Consider the following 22,435-nt stretch of genomic DNA (forward strand, 5'->3'; position numbering starts at 1 on the left):
TTTTTTATTTAAGAGTATTAGCAATTTTAAACTTAATAATTTTATATAAATTATTTTTTATTTTTTGTCAGTTTTTTATGATAAATTTCGTATTAACTGTTGTAAAAGCTTTTACAAGGAGGAATCAAATTGCAAGATAAATTGATAGTTAAATATATAAAAAAGTGTAATCAAAAGGGGATGGAGATGTTAATAGATAGTTATAATGGATTACTAACATCAGTGATTCGTAAGCATATTAATCCTCTACTAATTTATGAAGAGGAATGCATAAGCGATGTCCTTTTCTTAATTTGGGAGAATATAGAAGTGTTTGATAGTAAACAAAACACTTTTAAAAATTGGATTTGTGCAATTGCAAAATATAAAGCGATTGATTATAAAAGAAAATATATATCTAAATTAAACTTAGATATAGACAATAACATATTTTATATAGATGAAAATTTAGCAAGAGTAGAGATAGAAGAAGAAATAAATGAGATTTTAAACTTTCTAAATGATAAAGACAAAGAACTTTTTACTAGATACTACTTAGATGGATATAAGTTAGAAGAAATAGCTATTGATACTAAAACCAATGTATCAAATTTACATAGCAGGCTATCTAGAGGTAGGAAGAAGATTAGAAAAATATTTTCAAAATAGGAGAGTTAAATTATGATGGACAAGTTTAAAATTTTTAATAAAGTAAAAATAGATACAAATAAATATATGGAAATAGAAACTAATAACAATGAAAAGTTAAAGATAGAAATGCAAGATAGATTGAAATCATCAGAAAGAGCGAGTAAAAGAAGAAAAAAAACTAATATACTGATGTCAGGTATAGCATCAATAGTAATTGTAGTTATAGGTATTGGGGTAATTAACCCATCTTTAGCCGACAATATTATAAAAATTATACCAGAATTTCAAACTATGTTAGATAAAATAAGTAAATCTGTTAATGATGACTCTGTAATTGAGTATGATCCAAATCTCTATCCTGAAATAGAAGAAGAGAAGAAAGAAAATCAAAAAAATAAATTAATAGCAACCCCTGTTAATGTATCAAGTAAAGATAATGGTTTAAAAATAACTATAGATAAAGCAATGTATGACAAAAAGAAAATATATTTAGATATGACATTAAAAACAGACAAGCCATTTAAGAAAAGCAAGTTTATAAAAGCGGTATCAGATTCTCCTTATGGAGATGGTGAGAAAAATATGTATATAGATAATTTAGAAATGTATATGAATGAAGTTAAGCTAGATGGATATTCATATAGTGCTGGAGTTGTTGAATTTATTGATGAATACACTGTTAATCTTAACTGTCTAATAGAGCTAGACCCTAATAATAATATAGATGAGGCAAACTTTAAAATAAATTTTGGTATTCAAAAATTTAAGCATAATAAAGCTAATGGAAATATTAAAGGTGAATGGTCTTTTGATTTTAACATAAAATCTATAGATGATGGCAAAAAGCATATAAAGGTCAATAAAAAGGATGGAGACTATACATTAAAAAGTTTAGATGTATCTAAAACTTATATTGAGTTAAAAATGGAACTTCCTTTTCAACCATCATTAGGTAATCCTCATGATAACTTTATAATAGTTAACGATGATAAAAGAAGAGAGCTACAAATGTCTGTAGGTACTGATGGAGAAAATAAAATATATACTCAAATAAATGAATTAATTAATATAGGAGAGATTCCAAAATATATTGATATTCTAGTATATAAAAATATTCCTGTTGAAGGTCAAGATTCTAAGGCTTTATCTAGTTTTAGAGTTAACTTAGAATAGCTTTATCAGATTATACATTTATGATGTTTAAAAAATCAAAAAACAACAGTAAAAAATAAAGATTTAATTATAAACAAAAGAGAGTTAAAGTGGAGCAAAGAGCGATTTTGACTTAAAAAAATTCTTTTATATGCAGGTATTAAGTATGTAATAATAATATTCATTTTATAGACGTTAATTCTATTGCATTTAATGTATCTATAGGACACTTCCAAACATTTCTCTTAATTTCAATATCATATTATCCCTAAGGCTATTGCACCTTAGGGATTTTTATTATAATTGGTATAATTATTCTGTTTAAATTGACGTAAAAAGTATATTAATTATAATAAGTAATAATTATATAAATAAAAATTAATAATAGAAAGAAAGGCGCGTTATGGAAGAATCAAAAATTATTAACATGATAAATAACAATCCTAATATAATATCAACTATAAATAACCCTACAGATGAGATGAAGTTATTAGCTATTAAAAAAAATGGGCGTGTATTAGAATATATAGATAATCCAACTATAGAAATGCAAGAGTTAGCTATAGATAATAATGCTAGAGCAATTAAATTTATAAAGAATCCAAGTGAAGATATGATGATAAAAGCTGTAAGTGAAGGATGGAGTATCTTAGAAGATATTAAAAATCCAATTGATAAGGTAATTAAACTAGCAATAAGTAAATCGGGATGGGCTATTCAATATGTAAAAAATCCAAGTGAAGAGTTACAATTATTAGCAGTAAGAAAAAATTACGATTCAATAAAGTATATAAAACAACCTTATGAAAATGTTCAGAAAGAGGCTGTAAAAATAAGTTATGATGCATTAAGATATATAAAAGCACCAAAACTTAGTGCAGAGATTGCAGCTATTAAGAACAATGAAGCTGCTGTTAGTTTTGTAACTAATCTAGATAAAGATAAAATTTTAGAACTTTTAAAGGTAAATATCTTAGTTATTAAATATGTTGCAAACAAAATATCTAAAGATGAATTAGAAGAAGTATTAAAAATAGTACTATCAAAGGAAGATGTCTCAGAAAAATATGTTAGAGATTTTATAAATTGTAGTACTATAGATAGAAAAAATGACACAATAACAATGGACAAGGTAATGTTCATTTATAAGTATGGAAGTAAAAAAGCAAAAAAAATAGCTGTAGATGAAAAATTAAAAATGATATAGGAGAAAGACAAAATGAATTTTATAGATACATTAAAGAGCGTTGACGTAGTATTAGCCACAAAAGAAGTACCTTTAGTGGTTGGTGAAAGTGGAATCGGAAAAACAGCTTTAGCAAAGAAGTTAGCTAAAGAAAATAATTGGAGCTTAATCGTTATTGATGGAAACTTACTTAAAGAAGGTGAAATAGGTGGTCTTCCAACTATAGAATCTTATGTAGGAATAACTCTGATGGAGATGAAATAGAAAAGAAAACTACAGTATATGCTGTTCATAACAAGTTAAGAGAAATTGATGAAGAAATATCTAAAGGTAAGGTAGTTCTTTTATTTATAGATGAGATAAACCGTTGCGAACATACAGTACAGCAGGAACTTATGAATTTAATATTAAATAGGGAAATCAATGGATATAAGTTAAATGATGATGTGAAAATTTTAGCAGCAATGAACCCATCAAGTAAATATGGTTCAGATTTTGATTATCAAGTTGTAGATATGGATGCAGCTCAAGAAAATAGATTTGTATGGTTAAACATGGAACCTGATTATACACAGTGGTTAAATTGGGCAATAGGTGCAGGTATTGAGCAAAAGGTTATAGAGTTTATTTCAACTTTCCCAGAATATCTACACAAAACAAATGAAGATGACGTACGTGCTACTCCAAGAAGTTATGAAAGAGTTTCTAAGAGTTATAAAATTTATAAGGAGCAAAAAGATAGAGTACCTAGAGCTGTATTTTTAAATGTTATAAAAGGAAATGTAGGAAAAGTTATTGCAGAAGAATTTATAAGTTTTGTTGAATCAGATTCTAGCCCATTAATATCTTATGGAGATGTTTTTTTAGGTGAAAACTTAAGTTCATCTGTTGTAGAAAAGGTGAAAACTGAAAGTCACACAAGACTTTATTTATCAGCAATAAATATTTTAAAAACTTTAGAATCAAATATGAAAGATGATAATTATGATTCAAGTTATTATATTAATAGACTTATTGAATTTTTAAAAATATACCCTGTAGATTTAATGGTTGGAATTATGAAGGATATTAAGCATAGTTATATTGAGGTATATAAAAGAGCTATAGAAAATGAAGAGTTTGTAAAATCGTATTTTGAATCTTATAGTTTAATAAGGGGATAATCTATGGAAAGTTATTTTGACAAAAAAACAAAAGAGCTCTATGATAAAGCAGATAAAATTATAGATACTTATGCTGTGTTAAAGGCAAATCATAAAGATGAGAAATTTGAGATAGATATACCACAAGATTTTAAAAATGAGTTTTTTAGCCTTGTAGATAAAGTAAACTTAAGTCTTATGGAAGAGAAAGATAATTTTTATGGATACTTTTTATTTCAAATGTCAAGAGAGATAAGATTTGATATAAGTAGTCCAACTGCTGTAAATTTTAAAGGAGCTAAATATGTTATATATTTTAATCCAATAATTTTTTTAAACCTCAATATGAGACAAATGGAAAGTACAATCAAGCACGAAATTCTTCATATAGTATCTATGCATTTAGTAAGAGCAAAGGAATTAAAAGGCAAGTATAGTACACTTGCAATTAATATAGCGATGGATATAGTAGTAAATAAATATTTAGATTATTTACCACCATATTCTACTACTTTAGAATGGTTAAATTCAAAGTATTCTTTAAACCTTGAACCATATGAAACTTTTGAATACTATGTAGAAAAAATTCAAATTGAATTAGATTTACAAGAAGAGGATGAAGATGGAGAAGAGAACGATAGTAATAATAATGAAAATATAGAAACTGATTATAATCCAGAAAAAACTCATGACATTTGGGAAGATTCTAATGATATAGATGAAAAAACTCTAAAAGAATTTACAGAAAAATTTACTAATATTTCACAAAAAGGTAAAATTCCAGAGTATTTACAAGGTATGATATCATCACTTAAAAATAGTAAAGGTGAACTGCCTTGGAATTTGTATCTTAAGAAGCTAATGGGAACCGTTGAAAGTAATAAAAAGAAGACTATAACAAGAAGAAATAGAAGACAGCCTAATAGATTAGATTTAAGAGGTGAACTTAGAGGGCACAAAGCAGAAATAGCTGTCGCACTTGATATAAGTGGAAGCATTAGCGATGAAGAATTTAAGCAAGCTATTAAAGAGGTACTTAATATAGTTAAAAATTATAATCATGAAATTACTATCATAGAGTGTGATAACGAAATTAGACGCGCATATAAAGTAAAAACTGTAAAGGATATAAAAGATAGAATTAATACAAGGGGAGGCACTAAATTTACTCCAGTTTTTGAATATTCCAATAATAAAAAATTTAACTTATTGGTGTATTTTACAGATGGTGAAGGTGAAGGGAAGTTACAAGTAATACCTAGAGGGTATAAAATTTTATGGGTTATTTCTGGAAGAGGAGATAAACTTTCACTAATAGAACCTTATGGATTAGTTAAAAAACTTAGCAAGGTTGAAATAAAAGAAGATACATCAGATATAAGTGTTGTTAGAGATGATGGATATTCAATGGCTAACCAATCACCGATTTTATAATGATAAAAAATTTGATGTATAGAAAATATAAATAATATCAATCTTAAGTATTTGATTTTTGTATAAATATTGGAGATTGATATTATTTATGATAGAATTATCGATGGCAAATTTCCTCAATTTAAATGATGGAAAAAATAACGGAGGATAATTATGAAAAGAAAATTAATTAGTGCATTAATTGGTGTTACAATAGTAGCAGCAATAGGTGTAGGGTGTAGCAAGCCTTCAAATGATTCTCAAAATACAAATAAAGAGAAATCAGATGTAAAGGCAGAACAAGTAGACGCAAAAAAAGTATTTGTATCACCAGACTGGGTACAAAGTGTAATAGATGGAAATCAACCAGAGTCTAAAAATTATACTATATTAGAAGTTTCATGGGGGACTTATAAAGACAGTCCAACTTATACAAAAGGACATCTTCCAGGAGCGTTACATGTGGATACCTCAAGCATCGAATCTGAACCAATTTGGAATATATCAGAGCCTAAAGTAGTTGAAAAAGGTATGTTAGACTTAGGGGTGACAAAAGATAAAACTGTTATCTTATATGGAATAGATATTTCAGCAGTAAGTAGAGTGGCACATGCATATCTTTGGGCAGGTGTTGAAAATGTAAAAGTTTTAAATGGTGGACTTAATGCTTGGGAAAAAGCAGGTTATAAAACAGAAACTAAAATAGAAAAAGCAACACCGACTAAAGATTTTGGGACAACTGTTCCAGCACATCCAAAATATTTGATGTCAATAGACAAAGTCCAAGAGAAATTAAAAAATGATTCAAACTTCCGTTTAGTAAGTATAAGAAGTAAAGAAGAGTTTGATGGTAAAACAAGTGGATATACTTATATAGACAGAGCTGGTGAGCCTAAAGGTGCAGTTTGGGGACATGCAGGAAGTGATCCATATAATATGCAAGATTATATACACAAAGATGGAACTGTTATAACTGCTGAAGAAATGGAAAAGTTATGGTCAGACTCTGATATTACTAAAAAGAATGAACTTTCATTCTATTGTGGAACAGGTTGGAGAGCTTCAGTTCCTTGGTTAATCGGTTATGATGCAGGATGGGAAGGAATTACTGTTTATGATGGTGGTTGGAATGAATGGCAAATGAATGATAAACTTCCTGTACAAGTAGGAGATCCAAAGAGTGATAATAGTGAATATACTACAGTAGATAAACTACCGACAGATAAAGCTTCAAAATAAATTATAGAATATAAGCACTGTATTAATTGCAGTGCTTATATTAAATTATAGGCAATGAGGTTGATATTTATATGGAAAAAGCAAAAAAGATTTTTTATATAGTAACTACGATATTGGAGGTTTTGATGTTAATTGGAGCGTATATGATAAATTATTTTACGCAAAAGAAAATGGGAATGTTACGACATGTCGTGCATAAGAATTCTGTTTGGGAAGAGAAATATCCTATAGCGAATATACAATATGCTTCTATAATAGCACTTATTATATTAATGTTATTAGTATTAATACTTTATATGAAAAGAAAGAACATGCTAAAAAAAATAGTAACTATTATGAGTATTGTTATGGTTATACTAGTACTTTCTTTTACAGGATTTATATTAATATATTCAACAGAAGAAATAAGAGCATTTTACTATATAAGTGCTATATTTGGATTAATTACATTGATTCAGATCATAAAAACTTTCATCGGAGTGATTTGGTATAAGAATGAAAAATCATAAAAATCCTATATAGTTGTGGCGAATTTATAATTATAGATGAAGGAATATATTTTTTAGAGCGAGAGGAATAAACTATAATAAATAATAGGAATAAGTTTAATGGAATAAAATATTAATCTATGGAAAATAAAATCATATAGCTTAAAATAAAAGTTTCACTTACATTAAAATTTTATAATATGATAAAATGATTATACAGCGAGTAGTTTTGATAACGTAAGCCCAGTTATTAAAGCTACTTTTTTTATTTTATTAAGGATGGTGAAGGTTTAATGTTTAAATTTGACGATTATATAATGTATGGTATGACAGGGGTATGTAAAGTTGTAGATATAACTAACGATAAATTTATAAATAATGAGCGAAGAAAATATTATGAAAGAAGCTGAAAGATTATTAAATTAAGAGTTTGCAGTTATTTTAAGCAACTCTCTAGATGAAGTAACTTCATATATTTCAAGTCATATACCTAAATAAAGTATTTTAAACTATGTAGAGGTAATTGGAGGACTTTCAATTAACTTGAGATAAGTATCAGTTTAAGTCTAAAACATATTTGGTATATATTTAATAAATACAAATCGGAGGAATAAAAATATGTTAGAGGCAGGGATAAAAGCACCAGAAATTAAATTACAAGATAAAGAAGGAAACACAGTAAGTCTATCAGACTTTAAAAATAAAAAAGTAGTATTATACTTCTATCCAAAAGATAGTACACCAGGATGCACTAAACAAGCTTGTTCATTTAGAGATAACTATGAAGTATTCAAGTCAAAAGACGTTGTGGTAATAGGAATTAGTAAAGATAGCATAAAATCACACGAAAGATTTGCACAAAAAAATGAATTACCATTTATACTATTATCGGATCCTGAACTTGAAGCTATAAAAGCTTATGATGTATGGCAAGAAAAGAAACTATATGGAAAAGTAGGATTTGGGGTTGTTAGAACTACTTATATTATAGATGAAAATGGAATTATAGAAAAAGTATATGATAAAGTTAAAACTGATAAAAATGTAGGTGAGATACTAGAGTACTTAGGATAGATAATTTTTAATAGGTAAATTAAAAATTTATGAGTACAATATTAAATATAGTCTTGGGTATGATTTTTATGAATTTTATCTAATATTAAAATAAACTAAAAGGCGTTGATTGAAATCAATGTCTTTTTTATTTTAAATAATATAATCAGAAATTGAAAATTAAAGTGAGAAAAATATTAACATATGTATTAAAATATATTTATGCACTTTAACACATATAAATACAATTATAAAACAATTAAATTTTATTAAATTCATTCTATCCAATAAAATACAATTTACATATATAATAAACAATAAAATACAATTCTGAGATGAAAATTAATCAAATTCAATAAAAAAAGAGATAAAAAACATAAATTAAAATATGGCACAGATATTGCTTATATAAAAATACAGAAATATAAATGAAAAAATGGAGGGAGAAAACGATGGAGGCACTTTTTAATAGCGTAAACCAGTTTTTCGAATTTATAGTACCGATAGCAGATTTTTTATGGGATTTTCCAACTAATTTTGAATGGTATAAAAACATACCGATATTAGGTAATTTTGCATTTTCAATATTGTTTTTATTAGGTACAGGAGTTTTTTATACATTTAAGACAGGATTTGTGCAATGTAAATACTTTAAATCAGGAATAAAATCATTAGTATCAAGTAAATCATCTGATAAAGGTGTAAGTCCATTAGCATCATTCTTACTAAGCTCTGCTATGAGAATAGGTCCTGGCAATATAATGGGGGTAACAGGAGCGATATCAGTTGGAGGACCAGGAGCAGTATTTTGGATGTGGGTATCAGCATTCTTTGGTATGGCAACATCTTTCTCTGAAGCAGTTTTATCTCAGATATTTAAAGAACAAGAAGGTGACAACTATGTAGGTGGACTTGCTTTCTATGGAAAGAAGATATTAGGTGATAAACGTATAGTAGGAATAATTATATCTTGTGTATTTATAATGTATGCCTTATTTAGCATCCCCGGGCAAACGTTTCACATGATAACTGGACTTGTTTCTCTAGCAGAAGGAGTAGCAGGTCAAACATTTGATAGACAATCTATAGTTTATTATGTAGTAGGTATAGCAGTAATAGTTACAGTTTTAGGTGCGGTTATAGGCGGGATACATGGTGTTACAAATGTAACAGATAAGTTAGTTCCTGTTATGGCAGTTATATATAGCGTACTTATATTTGGATTAATTTTATTAAATATACCATTAATACCTAGATTTTTCACAGAAGTATTTGGTGGAGCATTTACTCCAAAGGCTGTATTTGGTGGGGCTTTTGGTATAGTTTTAGCTCAAGGTATTAAGAGAGGGCTTATGTCAAATGAAGCTGGACAAGGTTCAGTAACTCCAGCTGCGGCCATAGCAGAATGTAATCATCCATGTGAGCAAGGATTTGTACAATCATTAGGAGTATTTTTAGATACTATGGTAATTTGTACGATGACAGCATTTGTTGTAGTTGTAGCACAAATATGGTCAGGCGATTCAGGAGTAGTATGGGAATCAATAAGAGAATCTAAGCTTACGGTATTTTTAACATCTGTACAACACTTAGTTCCAGGTGTAACTTTTGATAATATGGTTACATCAGTAGTTTCTTTATGTTATGGATTGTTCTCATTTACAACTATAATAGGGTTAATATTATTTGCAGAAGTATCAGCAAATTCTATAAGTAAAAATAGAACTTTTATAAAGATTATAAGACTTATAGGAGCATTATTCTTTGTGCCATTTGGAGTTTTAACAGTATTAGGTGGATTTGAGTTAGGAAACCTATGGTATATATCTGACTTTGTTGCTATAGTAATGGTTATGTGTAATGTGCCTGCACTATTAATAGGAAGTAAAGTAGTATTAAAAGTACTTAAAAACTATGAAAATTCTAATGGAAATAGATTTGTCTCTACTGATATAGGTATAGAAACAGAATGTTGGGGAGTTAGTGAAGAGCTTGATAAGCTAGGAAATGAGTAATTATATAAAAAATAATAAGGATGCCTAATAGGGTATCCTTATTATTTTTTATTCAGTGTTATATAGTATAATTAAGATATATATTAGAACACTTGGAGGAAATATGAAAAAAGTTGTAGTAATAACTAATTTTGATAAAGTGGCAAATTTTCATAAGGATGTTTTAGAATATTTATTTGAAGGGAAAATAGAGGTTGAAACTTATTCATATGATAAAGGATATATAGATTTTGAAATAGAAGCAGATTTATACTTAATATCAATATATTCTATATATGTAGAAGTAAAAAAATATATAAATCCAAGAGGTAAAGTTATAATCATTGGAACAACTATTAATGAGAAACAGTATGAAAAAATTAAGAAGATACCTAAAAATTCTAAAATAATGGTAGTAAACTATAGTCCAGAAATGACTATGGAAACAATTGCATTATTTAGACAAGTTGGATTAGATGAATATGATTTTGTGCCATATTATCTAGGGAAGGTAAATACAGTCCAAACTGATTTTGTGCTTACAACAGGAGAGGCACATGTAGCACCACATTGGGTAGAAGATATTATAGATATAGATGATAGAACATTAGATATGAGTACAATTATAGATACAGCTATAAGTATAGAACAAGAAGATATTTTAAAAAGTAAAAAAATTATAAGCCATTTTAAAAAATTAAAAAAACCATCAATAGGTATATCTAAGTTAATAAATGATACAAATGTGCTTGAAAGTAGATTTTTAGAGTTAATAAATGTTATAGATGAAGGTATTATAGTTACAGATGTTTACGGTCATATTTATACTATAAATGAAAAAGCAAAATCTATACTAAATCTAGGAAAAATGGATTTTGATAGAATGAATATAAGTGAGATAATAAATCACCTATCTATAACTAGAGCAATAAAGAAGAAGAGATCTTTAGATGTTGAGTTAATTAAAATAAATAACTGTAATATATCATTTAAGGCAGTACCGGTGGAAACTGTAGGAGAAATTACTGGAATTATAATGATATTTGAAAGATTTGAAGAAAAAGAAAAAAGCCAACATAATTTAAGAAAACAATTAGTGAAAAAAGGATATGTAGCAAAGTACAATTTTGAAGATATAAAAGGTAGCTCAAAAGCAATCGAGGATATAAAAAAGAGAGCTAATAAAATGGCTAAATCAGATTCATCTATATTAATAACAGGAGAATCAGGGGTTGGAAAAGAGCTTTTTGCCCAATCTATTCACAATGCTTCATATAGGAAAGATTATCAGTTTGTTGCTATAAACTGTGCTGCTATACCGGAAAATTTACTAGAAAGTGAACTTTTCGGATATGATGAAGGTGCATTTACTGGTGCAAAAAAAGGTGGAAGAATGGGATTATTTGAAATTGCTCATAATGGAACGATATTTTTAGATGAAATTGGTGAAATGCCACTACATCTACAAACAAGGCTATTGAGGGTAATACAAGAAAGAGAAGTAATGAGGATATGTGGAGATAGAGTTATACATGTAGACATAAGGATTATAGCGGCGACTCATAGAAATTTAAAAGAATTAAGTAAACAAGGAAAGTTTAGAAGTGACTTATATTACAGATTAAATGTATTACCATTAAAAATTCCACCTTTAAGAGATAGAGGAAATGATATTTTAATATTATTTAATCATATCAAAGCTAACAAAGGATTAGTATATGAGTTAAGTAAAGAATCAGAAGCATTTTTATTAAATTATAAGTGGGAAGGGAATTTAAGGGAACTTATAAATTGTATAGAGTTTTTGAATTATATAGATAAAGATGTAATAGAGTTAGAAGATTTACAAGAATACTTTTTAGAAGATGAAGATTTAATAAATGAATATAATGAAAATGCAATAACTTATTATGATGAAAATAGTAGTTTTTATGAAGGAAAAAAATTTATTCTAACATGTATGAAAGAAGCTATGCTTCAGTTAAGAGGAATTGGTAGACCAGCAATATTAAAAAAAGCTAGGGAAGAAAATATATATATTAGTGAAGTTGAAATAAGAAAAATATTATTGGAATTAGAATTAGATGGTATTGTTGCAATAAGTAAAGGAAGAGGTGGAACAAAACTTACTCAAAAAGGAATAGAAATAATTAAATCAATGGAAGATATATTATAAAACAATATAATACAATTAATACATAAAAACACAGTTAAATAATTAAAAATATAAGAAACATGCCTAAAAATAAATTCTAAATTGAATTATTAAATATGGCATGTTTTTTGCTTGTAATAAATTATAGAAAATTAAATATTATGGAGGTATTTATAATGAAATACAATTTTGATAAAAAGGTTCATAGAATAAAAAATAACTCGGCTAAATGGGATGAGATGGGAAAAAACTTTGGTTGTAATGAATTACTTCCTATGTGGATAGCTGATATGGACTTTGAAACAGCACCAGAAATATTAGAAGAAATGAAAAATAAATTAGATCAAAAAATATTTGGATATGTATCAAGACCAGATTCATACTATCAAAGTGCAATAGACTGGACAAAGAAAAGATATAACTATGACATAGATTTATCTACAATAATACACTCTCCAGGTGTTATACCAACTATATCTATAATATTAAAATACTTTACAAAAGATACAGATAAAATAATGATACAAACACCTGTGTATCCACCATTTGCAGGAACTATAAAAAATAGTGATAAGATATTAGTTGAAAATGAATTAGTACAAGATACTGATGGAAACTGGAATATAGACTTTGAAGATTTTGAGGCTAAGGCAAAGGATAAGAATTTAAAGTGGTTTATATTATGCAATCCTCATAATCCAGTAGGTAGAGTTTGGAAAAAAGAAGAATTACAAAAAATGGCTAATATATGCTTAAAATATAATGTAAGAGTTATAGCAGATGAGATATGGAGAGATTTAGTTTATAAAGGACATGAGTTTATAGCATTTGCTTCATTATCTAAAGAAGTAGAAGATATAACAATTACATGTTTTTCAGCTACTAAAACATTTAATATAGCTGGATTACAAGCATCATTTGCAGTATTCCCAAGAAAAGAAGAATTAAGTTTATTTGATGCTAAGTTAGCAGCATTAGATATAAGAAGAAATAATCCGTTTAGCTTAGTTGCTATGGAGGCTGCATTTAACAAAGGTGAAGCATGGCTATGTGAGTTATTAGAGTACTTAGAAGATAATGTTAACTTAGTTATGGAGTATGTAAATGAGAATATGCCAGAAGTAAAAATAACAAAGCCAGAGGGAACATACCTAGTATGGTTAGATTTTAGGGGATTAAATTTAAGTAATGAAGAAATATCAAAAGCTCTTATAGAAGAAGGAAAGGTTGCATTAAATGGAGGCAGTTCATTTGGAAATGTAGGTTCAGGATTCTTTAGAATGAATATAGCTTGTTCAAAGCACATGGTACAAGATGCTTTAGAAAGAGTAAATAAGGCTGTTAAATATATTAATAAATAAGTATGTGGAATATTTTTTAATGAAGCAAAAAAGGAATTATTAACTTCTAGAAGTTAATAATTCCTTTTTATATTTAAATAACACAACTTCAACACAGAAACAAATTAATAGCATTATTTATACTTATATATTCTTATAATTTATCAAAAACATTATTGGCATTTGACAATAACTACTAGTAGTGTTACTATTTAATTAGCATATGCTAATAATAAGGGGTGGGAGATGAAGTTATGGCTAATTGTAATAGATGTCCATCAAATGAAAAATGTTCAAGGGACAAAGAAAGTTGTATGATAGAGAATAACGAATTAAATAACGTAAAGAAAATTATTGGTGTTATGAGTGGAAAAGGTGGAGTTGGGAAATCATCAATTTGTTCACTTATTGCAAAATCACTAAAACGTAAAGGATATAGTGTAGGTGTACTAGATGCAGATGTAACAGGTCCAAGTATTCCAAGATTATTAGGAGTTAGGGATAAAAAGGTATCTTATGTAGATAAAAATATTTTACCTGTTGAAAATCATGACGGTATAAAAGTAATGTCATTGAATTTAATGACAGATAATGAAGATGATCCAGTAATATGGAGAGGTCCTATGATATCAGGTGTAGTAAAACAATTTTGGACAGATGTTATTTGGGGAGATTTAGATTATTTACTTATTGATATGCCTCCAGGGACAAGTGATGTTGCATTAACTGTAATGCAATCAATACCTATAGACGGAATAGTTATGGTATCTATACCACAAGACCTTGTATCTATGATAGTTTCAAAGGCTGTAAATATGGCAAGGAAAATGGACATAAATATTTTAGGTGTTATTGAAAATATGAGTTATATAAATTGTGAAGACTGTGGTAAAAAAATAAAATTATTTAGCGGAGAAAGTACAAATAAATTTTTAGATGAAATGAATTTAAAACTTTTAGGAGAGCTTCCAATGTTAAATAGCATAAGTAACTTGAGTGAAAATAAAGCTGAAGATGAAAATCTTAAGTCAATATTTGATCTAATATCAACAATTATAATAGATGATTTAAAATAATAAATTAATAAGAAATGAGGGTGTTATATGAAAATAGCAGTTTCAGCAAAGGGAAAAATTAATGAAAATACATTAGATACAAGGTTTGGCAGATGTGAATATTTTAAAATTTATGATACAAATAACAAACAAGTTAAAACAATCAGTAATAAAGGACAAAGTGCTAGTGGTGGGGCAGGGATAGCTACATCTAATCAATTAATAGAAGAAAATATAGATGTGATTATAACAGGAAGTCTTGGACCGAATGCTTTTGATCTTGTTGAAGGGGCTGGAATAAAAGCATATAAGTGTGAGTCTATATCTATAGATTTAGCTCTTGAAAAATATAATAATGGAGAACTTGAAGAAATAAAATCATGCAAAGCCTCACACCAAGGATAAAGTTATTAGATTGGAGATGAATAGATATTGAACATAGCTGTACTTAGTGGAAAAGGTGGTACAGGAAAGACAACAGTATCGACTAATCTAGCACTTGCATTAAAAGCAAATTATATAGATTGCGATGTAGAAGAGCCAAATGGGTTTATATTTTTGAAGCCCACTATAAATAAAGAAGAAAAGGTCATGGTTGAATATCCTGTTATAGAAAAAAATAAGTGTACACATTGTGGCAAATGTGTAGATATATGTAAATTCAATGCTTTAGCAAAAGTAAGAGATAATATTATTTTGTTTGAGAAGCTGTGTCATAGTTGTGGAGCTTGCTCGATTTCATGTAAGTATGATGCTATAACTTATGATAAAAGAGAAATTGGGAAAATAGAAATTGGTACCACAAATAATACAGATTGTAGTAGAGGTATTTTAAACATAGGAGAGCCGATGGCAGTACCTATTATAAAAAAGCTTTTAAACAATCTGCATAAAGGAGTTAATTTAATTGATTGTCCTCCAGGAACTTCATGCAATGTAGTTAATACTTTAAATTTTGCTGATGTTGCTATACTTGTAACAGAGCCATCACAATTTGGGTTACATGACTTAAAAATGGCTATAGAACTGGTTAAAAATTATAATATACCTTTTGGAATTGTTATAAATAAGGATGATGGAAAAGACAATATAGTAAAAAAATACAGCGAGGAAGAAAATATTGACATCATAGGAATAATACCGTATAGAAAAAATACAGCTAAGATATATTCTAAGGGAGAAAGATTATATGATGACTTAAATCATAAGATGATTTTTGATAATCTTTCAGAGAGAATAAGTGAGGTGTTATCTTGGAATTAGTTATTTTAAGCGGAAAAGGTGGAACAGGTAAAACGACTATTGCAACAGCGTTAGGAGAATTTTCAAAAAATGTAATAAGAATAGATTGTGATGTAGATGCACCTAACTTTTATCTGTTCTATGAGGGTAGAGATATAAAAAAGGAAACTTTCATTGGTGGGAAAAAGGCTTTAATAGATAATTGTATATGTAAAAAGTGTGGGATGTGTGAAGTAGTATGCAAATTTTCGGCAATAGAGAATTATAAAATAAATTCATTCATTTGTGAAGGCTGCGGAGCTTGTACCTTAGTTTGTAAATATGATGCAATACAATTAAAAGATGAAAAGGTTGCAGATATATTTCTAACTGAATTAAATAAAGGTATAATCTCAAGAGCAAAGATGGAAATAGGAAGTGACGGCTCAGGAAAATTGATTGCACAATTAAGAAAAAATGGAAAAAACGTTAATGAAGATGGGCAGTTAACTATAGTTGATGGTTCTCCTGGAATAGGATGCTCCGTTATATCTTCTATAACAGGAAGTGATGCAGTATTAGTTGTTACAGAGCCAACAAAGTCAGGACTTAAAGATTTAATGAGAGTAGTAAAACTATGTGAACACTTTGATATCTACACTATGGTGTGTATAAATAAATATGATATTAATAATGAAATGTCTATAGAGATAGAAGATTTTACAATATCTAAAGGTTTAAAATTGGTTGGTAAAATTCCATATGACAATATAGTTATGAAATCTATAAACGAGTTAAAACCTATAACTAATTATAGTGATAGTATAGCAAAAAGTGCAATTGAAGATATGTGGAATAACATAAAAAATAATATAAAAATTTATTAAATTTCAAGGAGGAAATTAAAATGAAAATAGCAGTTGCAAGTGAAAGAAATAGTGTAAGTGGACACTTTGGACATTGTGAAGGGTTTGGAATATATGAAATAGATGGAAAGAAAATATTAAAAAAAGAATTTATAGAGAATCCAGGACATAGACCAGGATATTTACCTGTATTTTTAAAAGAATTAGATGTAAATGTTATAGTTTCTGGTGGTATGGGAGAAACAGCACAACAACTTTTTACGGATAATAATATAGAAGTAATAGTTGGAGCAAGTGGACTAAGTGATGATGTAGTAAAAATGTATATAGATGGAAATTTAAAATCAACAGGAAGTATATGCAAAGAACATGCACACGAAGGTCATTGTAATGACTAAATTTATAAAACTTTAAAGTTACTTACACAGTTGTAAATAGCAAAATAAGTATATATTAAAATCTATATGATATCTACTTTAAATGATTGAAATGTAAGAGTATAATTGATATAAATAGTCAAATATGAATTTTTATTGATTAAACTTAAGATAAAAATTAGAGGTAGATAATAGCTTAGATAAATGATTTAAATATTATGTTTATACAACTATATACCGTGTGTAGGGAGGAATTAAGGTGGCAAGACCAACAAAGGTTAGAACAGTAGAGTTTTTTCCAAAAGATACATATTTTGCTCCAATAGGGAAGCCAAAGTGTGAAATAGAGGAAATAAATTTAAAGCTAGAAGAACTTGAAGCGATGAGACTGAAAGATATTGAAGGGCTTAATCAAGAAGAATGTGCAAAGAAGATGAAGGTTTCTAGACAAACATTTCAAAATATTATAGATGCTGCTAGAAAAAAAGTAGCAGTTGCTTTAACTCAAGGAAATGCTATAAAAATAGATGGTGGGAATTATAGATCAAAGCACTGTAAGTTTAAATGTATTGATTGTGGAAATATTTATGAAATAAATTATGAACAAGATAAAGAAAAATGTCCTTCTTGCAAATCAGAGAAAGTCCTTTGTAGTAAAAAAGCAGATATTTGTAAAAAATGGTGTGATAAAAGAGAGTAATTAATATAAATATGCAACATAGTAAACTATATACAGATTTTACAATTTATAAGAAGCTTAAGCATATAAATGTTTTTAGCTTCTTTTTTATGTAATATAAAAGTATAGATCTAAAAGTATCTTATTTTTAAGGCACTTTTTAGATCTATACTTTTAAGTATTTAGCTACAGTTTTTTACCTAAACAAGCCATATAAATTACAAATTCATCCTCACCATCTAAATTTAGCATATTATCAATTATATCTTGGTCATAAATTCCAATTGCACAAGTACCATAGTCAAGAGACTCTGATGCTATATAAAGGTTTTGACAAACATGACCAATATCTATAAGTATTTTTTTATGAGCTGCTATGCTGAATCTATGTTCACTTCTATAAGGAATACAACTCCAAGCAAATACAATAGCGCTTTTAGATACAAAATCTTGAACAAAAGGCTGGTTTGGAGTTGCTTTATTTATTTCATCGTTTATATTTTCTAAAGTTTTTACAAATAGAAGTTTATGTTCCAAAGGTAAATATCTATAAATTCCACATCTTAAACCATCAACATTATTTATTATTAAATATGTTTCAAATGGATGAGTGCATCCAGCAGAAGGTACTGTTCTTAGTGCGCTGAATTTATTTTTTACATTTTGAATTCCTTGAGTAGACCAAAGTAAATATGAAAGTTCATCTAAATTTACTTTTTCATTACTATATTTTCTTATACTTCTTCTATCATTTATACAATCTAGTACGTTAGGTTTAACTAAAATATCTTTACTTACAGGAGGTAATTCTATTAAATCTGAATTTGAATCATATTCTTTTTGAAAAGAAGGAGCAGGTATTCCTTTTTGTTTATCTGTTTTTATATGCTTTAGTATTTCAAAATCAGCTTTAAAAAAGTCTCTATTTTGTTTGATTTTATCCATAAATGTCTCCTTATTAAAATTTATATTTTTATGTTTATCGTAACATATATATATTTATACGGTATGTGATTATAATCACAAGAGTTTTGTTACATATCGAACAAAAATTGTGGAGGTAATCTTTGAAATTCTTATCAATTAATGAAATATATTAAAATTGATACCTAAAAAATATTTTTATCAATATTTGAGACTAAGGAAAATTTAATAAATAAAGAATATAGATTATAATAGTATCTATTATTATTGATTCGTGCTATAATGAATATTGTAGAGATACAAAACAAATCAAGAATATCTTGATGTAGGTTTAATAGGAGAAGTTATATGAATAACGGAATAGTAAAATGGTTTAATAATGAAAAAGGTTTTGGATTTATATCAGTAGAAGGTGGAGATGATGTTTTCGCTCATTTCTCAGCTATACAAACAGATGGATTTAAATCATTAGAAGAAGGTCAAAAAGTAAGCTTTGACATAGTTAAAGGTGCTAGAGGACCTCAAGCAGAGAACATAACTATATTATAATATATACATTGTGTTGAAAAAGATTCTTTGATGAATCTTTTTTTATATGTAAAATAACATAAAGCGTTAATCATAATATTATAAATATTAATTAATATAGAAAATAATTCAAACTTAGAACTTACCTTACTAATAAATTAAAAATATAGCTATATATTAGTAAAAAAGTACAGCTTTAGAAATACGCGCCCAGTTAAATGGGTTGAGTTCTATTTTTCGAATATAAAGTAAAATGGGAGGTATAAAAGTATGTACAAAATTGGAGAATTTATTATTTATGGTAATGATGGAGTATGTGAAGTAGAAGAGATAGGAACACTTAATATTTCAGGTATTAGTAAAAAGAGAGATTATTATACACTTAAACCAGTATATGAAAATGGAAAGATATATACACCAATAGATACAAGTGTGTTTATGAGAGCTATTATTACTTACGAAGAAGTCCAACAACTGATTGAACTTATTCCTTCTATGAAAGAAATGGAATGTAATGAGAAAAACTCAAGGTTATTACAATCTCACTATAAAAAATTTATGGAAACACATGAATGTATAGATTTATTGGCTGTAATATCTGGTATTTATACTAAGAAAGCTAATGCAACAACTAAGGGAAAAAAACTTGGTCAAATAGATGAAAAATTCATGAAAATAGCTCAAGGCTTAATTAATGATGAATTTTCAGTTGTTTTAGGAATACCTAGGGAAGAAGTAGAAACCTATATCAAAGAAAAAATAAATAATTGAAAATAAATAAAAGACATTTATATAGATTGTAATTAGAGTAAATATAATTATATTATAACAAAAATAGAATTTACAAAATTTTACGGACCAAGAAAATAGTAGATATTATTTTAATGGTTCATTTTTATAATCAGGATAAAAAAGAGTATTGACTTAGTCATCAATACTCTTTTTATTTTATTTATAAATAAAACAGTATAAGCTAAAAAGTAACAAAAAGTAACAAAGGAATAAATTATATAGACGAAATAAATCAAAAATGCAATACTAATATAATGTAAACGGGCTTAATTAGATTAAAAAATTCAGGGAGTTAGGAGAGCAGTATGAAAAAATTAGGTTATATACTTATGCCTATTACAGTGGGTGTAATATTTGTATTATTAATAAATGTATTTTTAGATTTTGAGATAAAGGGTTTATTAAAAGAAAAAGATTTAACTAAGATAATGAATGACCCGATAAGTGATACAAAAGATAAGGGTAGTATAGCAAATAATTATTTTTTATCAAAAAAAGATATTCTTATGATGGGTTCATCTGAATTAAGTTCAGCTATAAAGAGACAGCATCCAACCAATTACTTCAATACAAATAGGAGTAAAAATGGTTTAACGGCTATAGGAAGACCATTCACTCAAAGCCTTCAACATACAACAACATTAGGGAGTCTAAATCCAGAGATCAAGGATAGAAAAGTTGTTTTATTAGTATCTATGCAATGGTTTATGGATAAAGAAGGTGTTAGTGGAGAACACTATCAACTTAGATTTTCTCCATCGCAATTTTATAACTTCCTAGACAGTAATAAATTATCTAAAGACAGTAAAGATAAGTTAGTTGCTAGAAGTGAGAATCTTTTAAGCACATCTAATGAATATAAACCAGAATATGTTTATTCGAAACTATACAATTCAAATGATTTTACATCAAAAACTGAAAAGTTTTTACTAAAACCATACTTTGAGCTAAGAAAATATTTTGTAAGACTTAAAGAAAAAGGATTACTTTACAAAAAATTATTATGTTCAGAAAATGCAAAATCATATAAAGAAAAAGGTAAAATTGATTGGGAAAAAGAAAAAAGTTTAGCTATAGAAGAGGCTAAACATAGAGTAGGTAATAATGAGTTAGCTATCGATCAATATTATTATAATGAAAACTTTAAAGAGGGTATAGATAAATTTAAAGATAGATATAAAGATGTAAACTTATTAGAATCGGTAGAGTTTAAGGATTACGAACTTGAGTTACAAGTATGTAAAGAATTAGGAATAAAACCAGTAGTAGTAGTTCTGCCTTCTATGGATAGATATTATAACTTAACTGGTATATCGAAAGAAGAAAGACATGAATTTTACGATAAAGTAATAGATGAAGCTAAAAAATATGATTTTGAATCAATTGATTTAAGAGATAAAGAAACTGAAAAGTATTACTTAAGAGATGTTATGCATCTTGGAACGAAAGGGTGGGTAGATCTTTGTGAAAAACTATATAAAAAGTTTGACCAATAATAAAGAGTTAATGATGAGTGTTTGTTTTACTATTATTATAATATTAGCCATATTAATATTAATATTTACTCCATTTAAGCAAATACCATTTGTATATAATGAATTTTAATAAGGAGATATAACTATGAAAATTATTGAAAGCATAAAAAAACATGCAAAAGATGATATAATTGCAGCTATTTATGAAGTGGAAAAACTTTCATATAAAGATTTAGATGCTTATTCAGAAGCTATTGACCTATATTTAAAATATGTACATGGTGATGAAAAGAACGAGTTAACTAACATAAAAAATAGTACGTTAATAAAAAGAGAATTATCAAAATACTCGCCACAATATATAATACCTAGAAACAAAGCTGTTATAGACGAATTCCCTATAAATACAAGTGGGAAAATAGATGGAAAGAAACTAATGGGTGACTTATAATGACTTTTTCACAATACGGAGATTACTTCTACCTTTATATATTATTATTAACATTAATACCAGCAGTAGTATTAGGTTTACTAGGTAAAAACATAAAATATTATGGAATAATAGCAAGTATATTCATGATATTTATAATAGTAGGAAGAGACGTTAGTCTTTTATATTTCACGATGTTTATGATATTTGAAATATGTCTAATAAAAGGATATTTTTATATAAGACAAAAGACTAAAAATAAATATGTTTACTGGGTATTTTTATTCAGTTCAATG

Annotated in this window: 22 protein-coding genes and 2 pseudogenes; 23 read left to right on the forward strand and 1 reads right to left on the reverse strand. The window is 27.3% G+C overall.

Annotated elements, in window-relative coordinates; all coding sequences use genetic code 11:
- Positions 1-129: 129 nt before the first annotated feature.
- The 18 genes and pseudogenes from JWF52_RS12920 (at position 130) to JWF52_RS13005 (ending at position 18,011) form a co-directional block, all read left to right on the forward strand.
- Positions 130-648, forward strand: coding sequence for a sigma-70 family RNA polymerase sigma factor (locus JWF52_RS12920; protein ID WP_208333962.1), 519 nt, complete (start codon positions 130-132; stop codon positions 646-648).
- 12 nt (positions 649-660) lie between these two features.
- A complete protein-coding gene (locus JWF52_RS12925; RefSeq protein WP_208333963.1) occupies positions 661-1,803 on the forward strand; it encodes a DUF4179 domain-containing protein in 1,143 nt (380 codons plus the stop codon).
- Between the two features lie 382 nt (positions 1,804-2,185).
- Positions 2,186-2,989: a hypothetical protein gene (locus JWF52_RS12930; protein ID WP_208333964.1), complete on the forward strand. Its 804-nt coding sequence runs from the start codon at positions 2,186-2,188 to the stop codon at positions 2,987-2,989.
- A gap of 12 nt (positions 2,990-3,001) precedes the next feature.
- Positions 3,002-4,131: pseudogene (locus JWF52_RS12935) on the forward strand (ATP-binding protein).
- Positions 4,132-4,134: 3 nt separating this feature from the next.
- The gene (locus JWF52_RS12940) at positions 4,135-5,544 is read left to right on the forward strand and encodes a vWA domain-containing protein (RefSeq protein WP_208333965.1); all 1,410 of its coding nucleotides are present in this window, start codon (positions 4,135-4,137) and stop codon (positions 5,542-5,544) included.
- Positions 5,545-5,697: 153 nt separating this feature from the next.
- A complete protein-coding gene (locus JWF52_RS12945) occupies positions 5,698-6,762 on the forward strand; it encodes a sulfurtransferase (protein WP_208333966.1) in 1,065 nt (354 codons plus the stop codon).
- A gap of 71 nt (positions 6,763-6,833) precedes the next feature.
- Complete coding sequence (locus JWF52_RS12950; RefSeq protein ID WP_208333967.1) at positions 6,834-7,271, forward strand: hypothetical protein; 438 nt, start codon at positions 6,834-6,836, stop codon at positions 7,269-7,271.
- A gap of 272 nt (positions 7,272-7,543) precedes the next feature.
- Positions 7,544-7,660 (forward strand): CarD family transcriptional regulator, encoded by a 117-nt coding sequence (locus JWF52_RS19735; RefSeq protein ID WP_353654943.1) that lies wholly within the window; start codon positions 7,544-7,546, stop codon positions 7,658-7,660.
- A 208-nt stretch (positions 7,661-7,868) separates the two neighbouring features.
- Complete coding sequence (gene bcp, locus JWF52_RS12960) at positions 7,869-8,324, forward strand: thioredoxin-dependent thiol peroxidase (protein ID WP_208333968.1); 456 nt, start codon at positions 7,869-7,871, stop codon at positions 8,322-8,324.
- Positions 8,325-8,755: 431 nt separating this feature from the next.
- Positions 8,756-10,318: an alanine/glycine:cation symporter family protein gene (locus tag JWF52_RS12965; protein ID WP_208333969.1), complete on the forward strand. Its 1,563-nt coding sequence runs from the start codon at positions 8,756-8,758 to the stop codon at positions 10,316-10,318.
- 103 nt (positions 10,319-10,421) lie between these two features.
- Positions 10,422-12,473 (forward strand): sigma-54 interaction domain-containing protein, encoded by a 2,052-nt coding sequence (locus tag JWF52_RS12970; protein WP_208333970.1) that lies wholly within the window; start codon positions 10,422-10,424, stop codon positions 12,471-12,473.
- A 155-nt stretch (positions 12,474-12,628) separates the two neighbouring features.
- Entirely contained in the window at positions 12,629-13,813 is a 1,185-nt protein-coding gene (locus JWF52_RS12975) for a MalY/PatB family protein (protein WP_208333971.1), read from the forward strand.
- A 233-nt stretch (positions 13,814-14,046) separates the two neighbouring features.
- Positions 14,047-14,868, forward strand: a complete 822-nt coding sequence (locus JWF52_RS12980) for an Mrp/NBP35 family ATP-binding protein (protein ID WP_208333972.1) — start codon at positions 14,047-14,049, stop codon at positions 14,866-14,868.
- 27 nt (positions 14,869-14,895) lie between these two features.
- On the forward strand, positions 14,896-15,252 hold the full coding sequence (locus JWF52_RS12985; RefSeq protein WP_208333973.1) for a NifB/NifX family molybdenum-iron cluster-binding protein: 357 nt from the start codon (positions 14,896-14,898) through the stop codon (positions 15,250-15,252).
- A 27-nt stretch (positions 15,253-15,279) separates the two neighbouring features.
- The gene (locus JWF52_RS12990; RefSeq protein WP_208333974.1) at positions 15,280-16,110 is read left to right on the forward strand and encodes a nucleotide-binding protein; all 831 of its coding nucleotides are present in this window, start codon (positions 15,280-15,282) and stop codon (positions 16,108-16,110) included.
- Entirely contained in the window at positions 16,101-16,955 is an 855-nt protein-coding gene (locus JWF52_RS12995; protein WP_208333975.1) for an ATP-binding protein, read from the forward strand. The genes JWF52_RS12990 and JWF52_RS12995 overlap by 10 nt, the downstream gene beginning before the upstream one ends.
- 20 nt (positions 16,956-16,975) lie before the next feature.
- A complete protein-coding gene (locus JWF52_RS13000) occupies positions 16,976-17,332 on the forward strand; it encodes a NifB/NifX family molybdenum-iron cluster-binding protein (RefSeq protein WP_208333976.1) in 357 nt (118 codons plus the stop codon).
- A gap of 238 nt (positions 17,333-17,570) precedes the next feature.
- Positions 17,571-18,011, forward strand: a complete 441-nt coding sequence (locus JWF52_RS13005; RefSeq protein ID WP_208333977.1) for a DUF134 domain-containing protein — start codon at positions 17,571-17,573, stop codon at positions 18,009-18,011.
- Positions 18,012-18,176: 165 nt separating this feature from the next.
- Here the strand turns inward: JWF52_RS13005 and JWF52_RS13010 are convergent, their stop codons facing one another.
- Positions 18,177-18,935, reverse strand: coding sequence for a SagB/ThcOx family dehydrogenase (locus JWF52_RS13010; RefSeq protein ID WP_208333978.1), 759 nt, complete (start codon positions 18,933-18,935; stop codon positions 18,177-18,179).
- A 327-nt stretch (positions 18,936-19,262) separates the two neighbouring features.
- Here JWF52_RS13010 and JWF52_RS13015 point away from each other — a divergent pair, with 327 nt between their 5' ends.
- The 5 genes and pseudogenes from JWF52_RS13015 to JWF52_RS13035 form a co-directional block, all read left to right on the forward strand.
- On the forward strand, positions 19,263-19,463 hold the full coding sequence (locus JWF52_RS13015; protein ID WP_208333979.1) for a cold-shock protein: 201 nt from the start codon (positions 19,263-19,265) through the stop codon (positions 19,461-19,463).
- Between the two features lie 249 nt (positions 19,464-19,712).
- On the forward strand, positions 19,713-20,213 hold the full coding sequence (locus JWF52_RS13020; protein ID WP_208333980.1) for a CarD family transcriptional regulator: 501 nt from the start codon (positions 19,713-19,715) through the stop codon (positions 20,211-20,213).
- A gap of 326 nt (positions 20,214-20,539) precedes the next feature.
- Positions 20,540-21,730, forward strand: coding sequence for a D-alanyl-lipoteichoic acid biosynthesis protein DltD (dltD, locus tag JWF52_RS13025; RefSeq protein WP_208333981.1), 1,191 nt, complete (start codon positions 20,540-20,542; stop codon positions 21,728-21,730).
- Positions 21,731-21,854: 124 nt separating this feature from the next.
- Complete coding sequence (locus tag JWF52_RS13030) at positions 21,855-22,160, forward strand: hypothetical protein (RefSeq protein WP_208333982.1); 306 nt, start codon at positions 21,855-21,857, stop codon at positions 22,158-22,160.
- Positions 22,160-22,435, forward strand: a pseudogene (locus JWF52_RS13035) (D-alanyl-lipoteichoic acid biosynthesis protein DltB); the annotation flags it as partial. The gene JWF52_RS13030 and the pseudogene JWF52_RS13035, both read left to right, overlap by 1 nt.

The sequence above is a fragment of the Clostridium sp. CCUG 7971 genome (assembly GCF_017590215.1).
In the GTDB taxonomy this organism is placed as follows: Bacteria; Bacillota; Clostridia; order Peptostreptococcales; family Peptostreptococcaceae; genus Faecalimicrobium.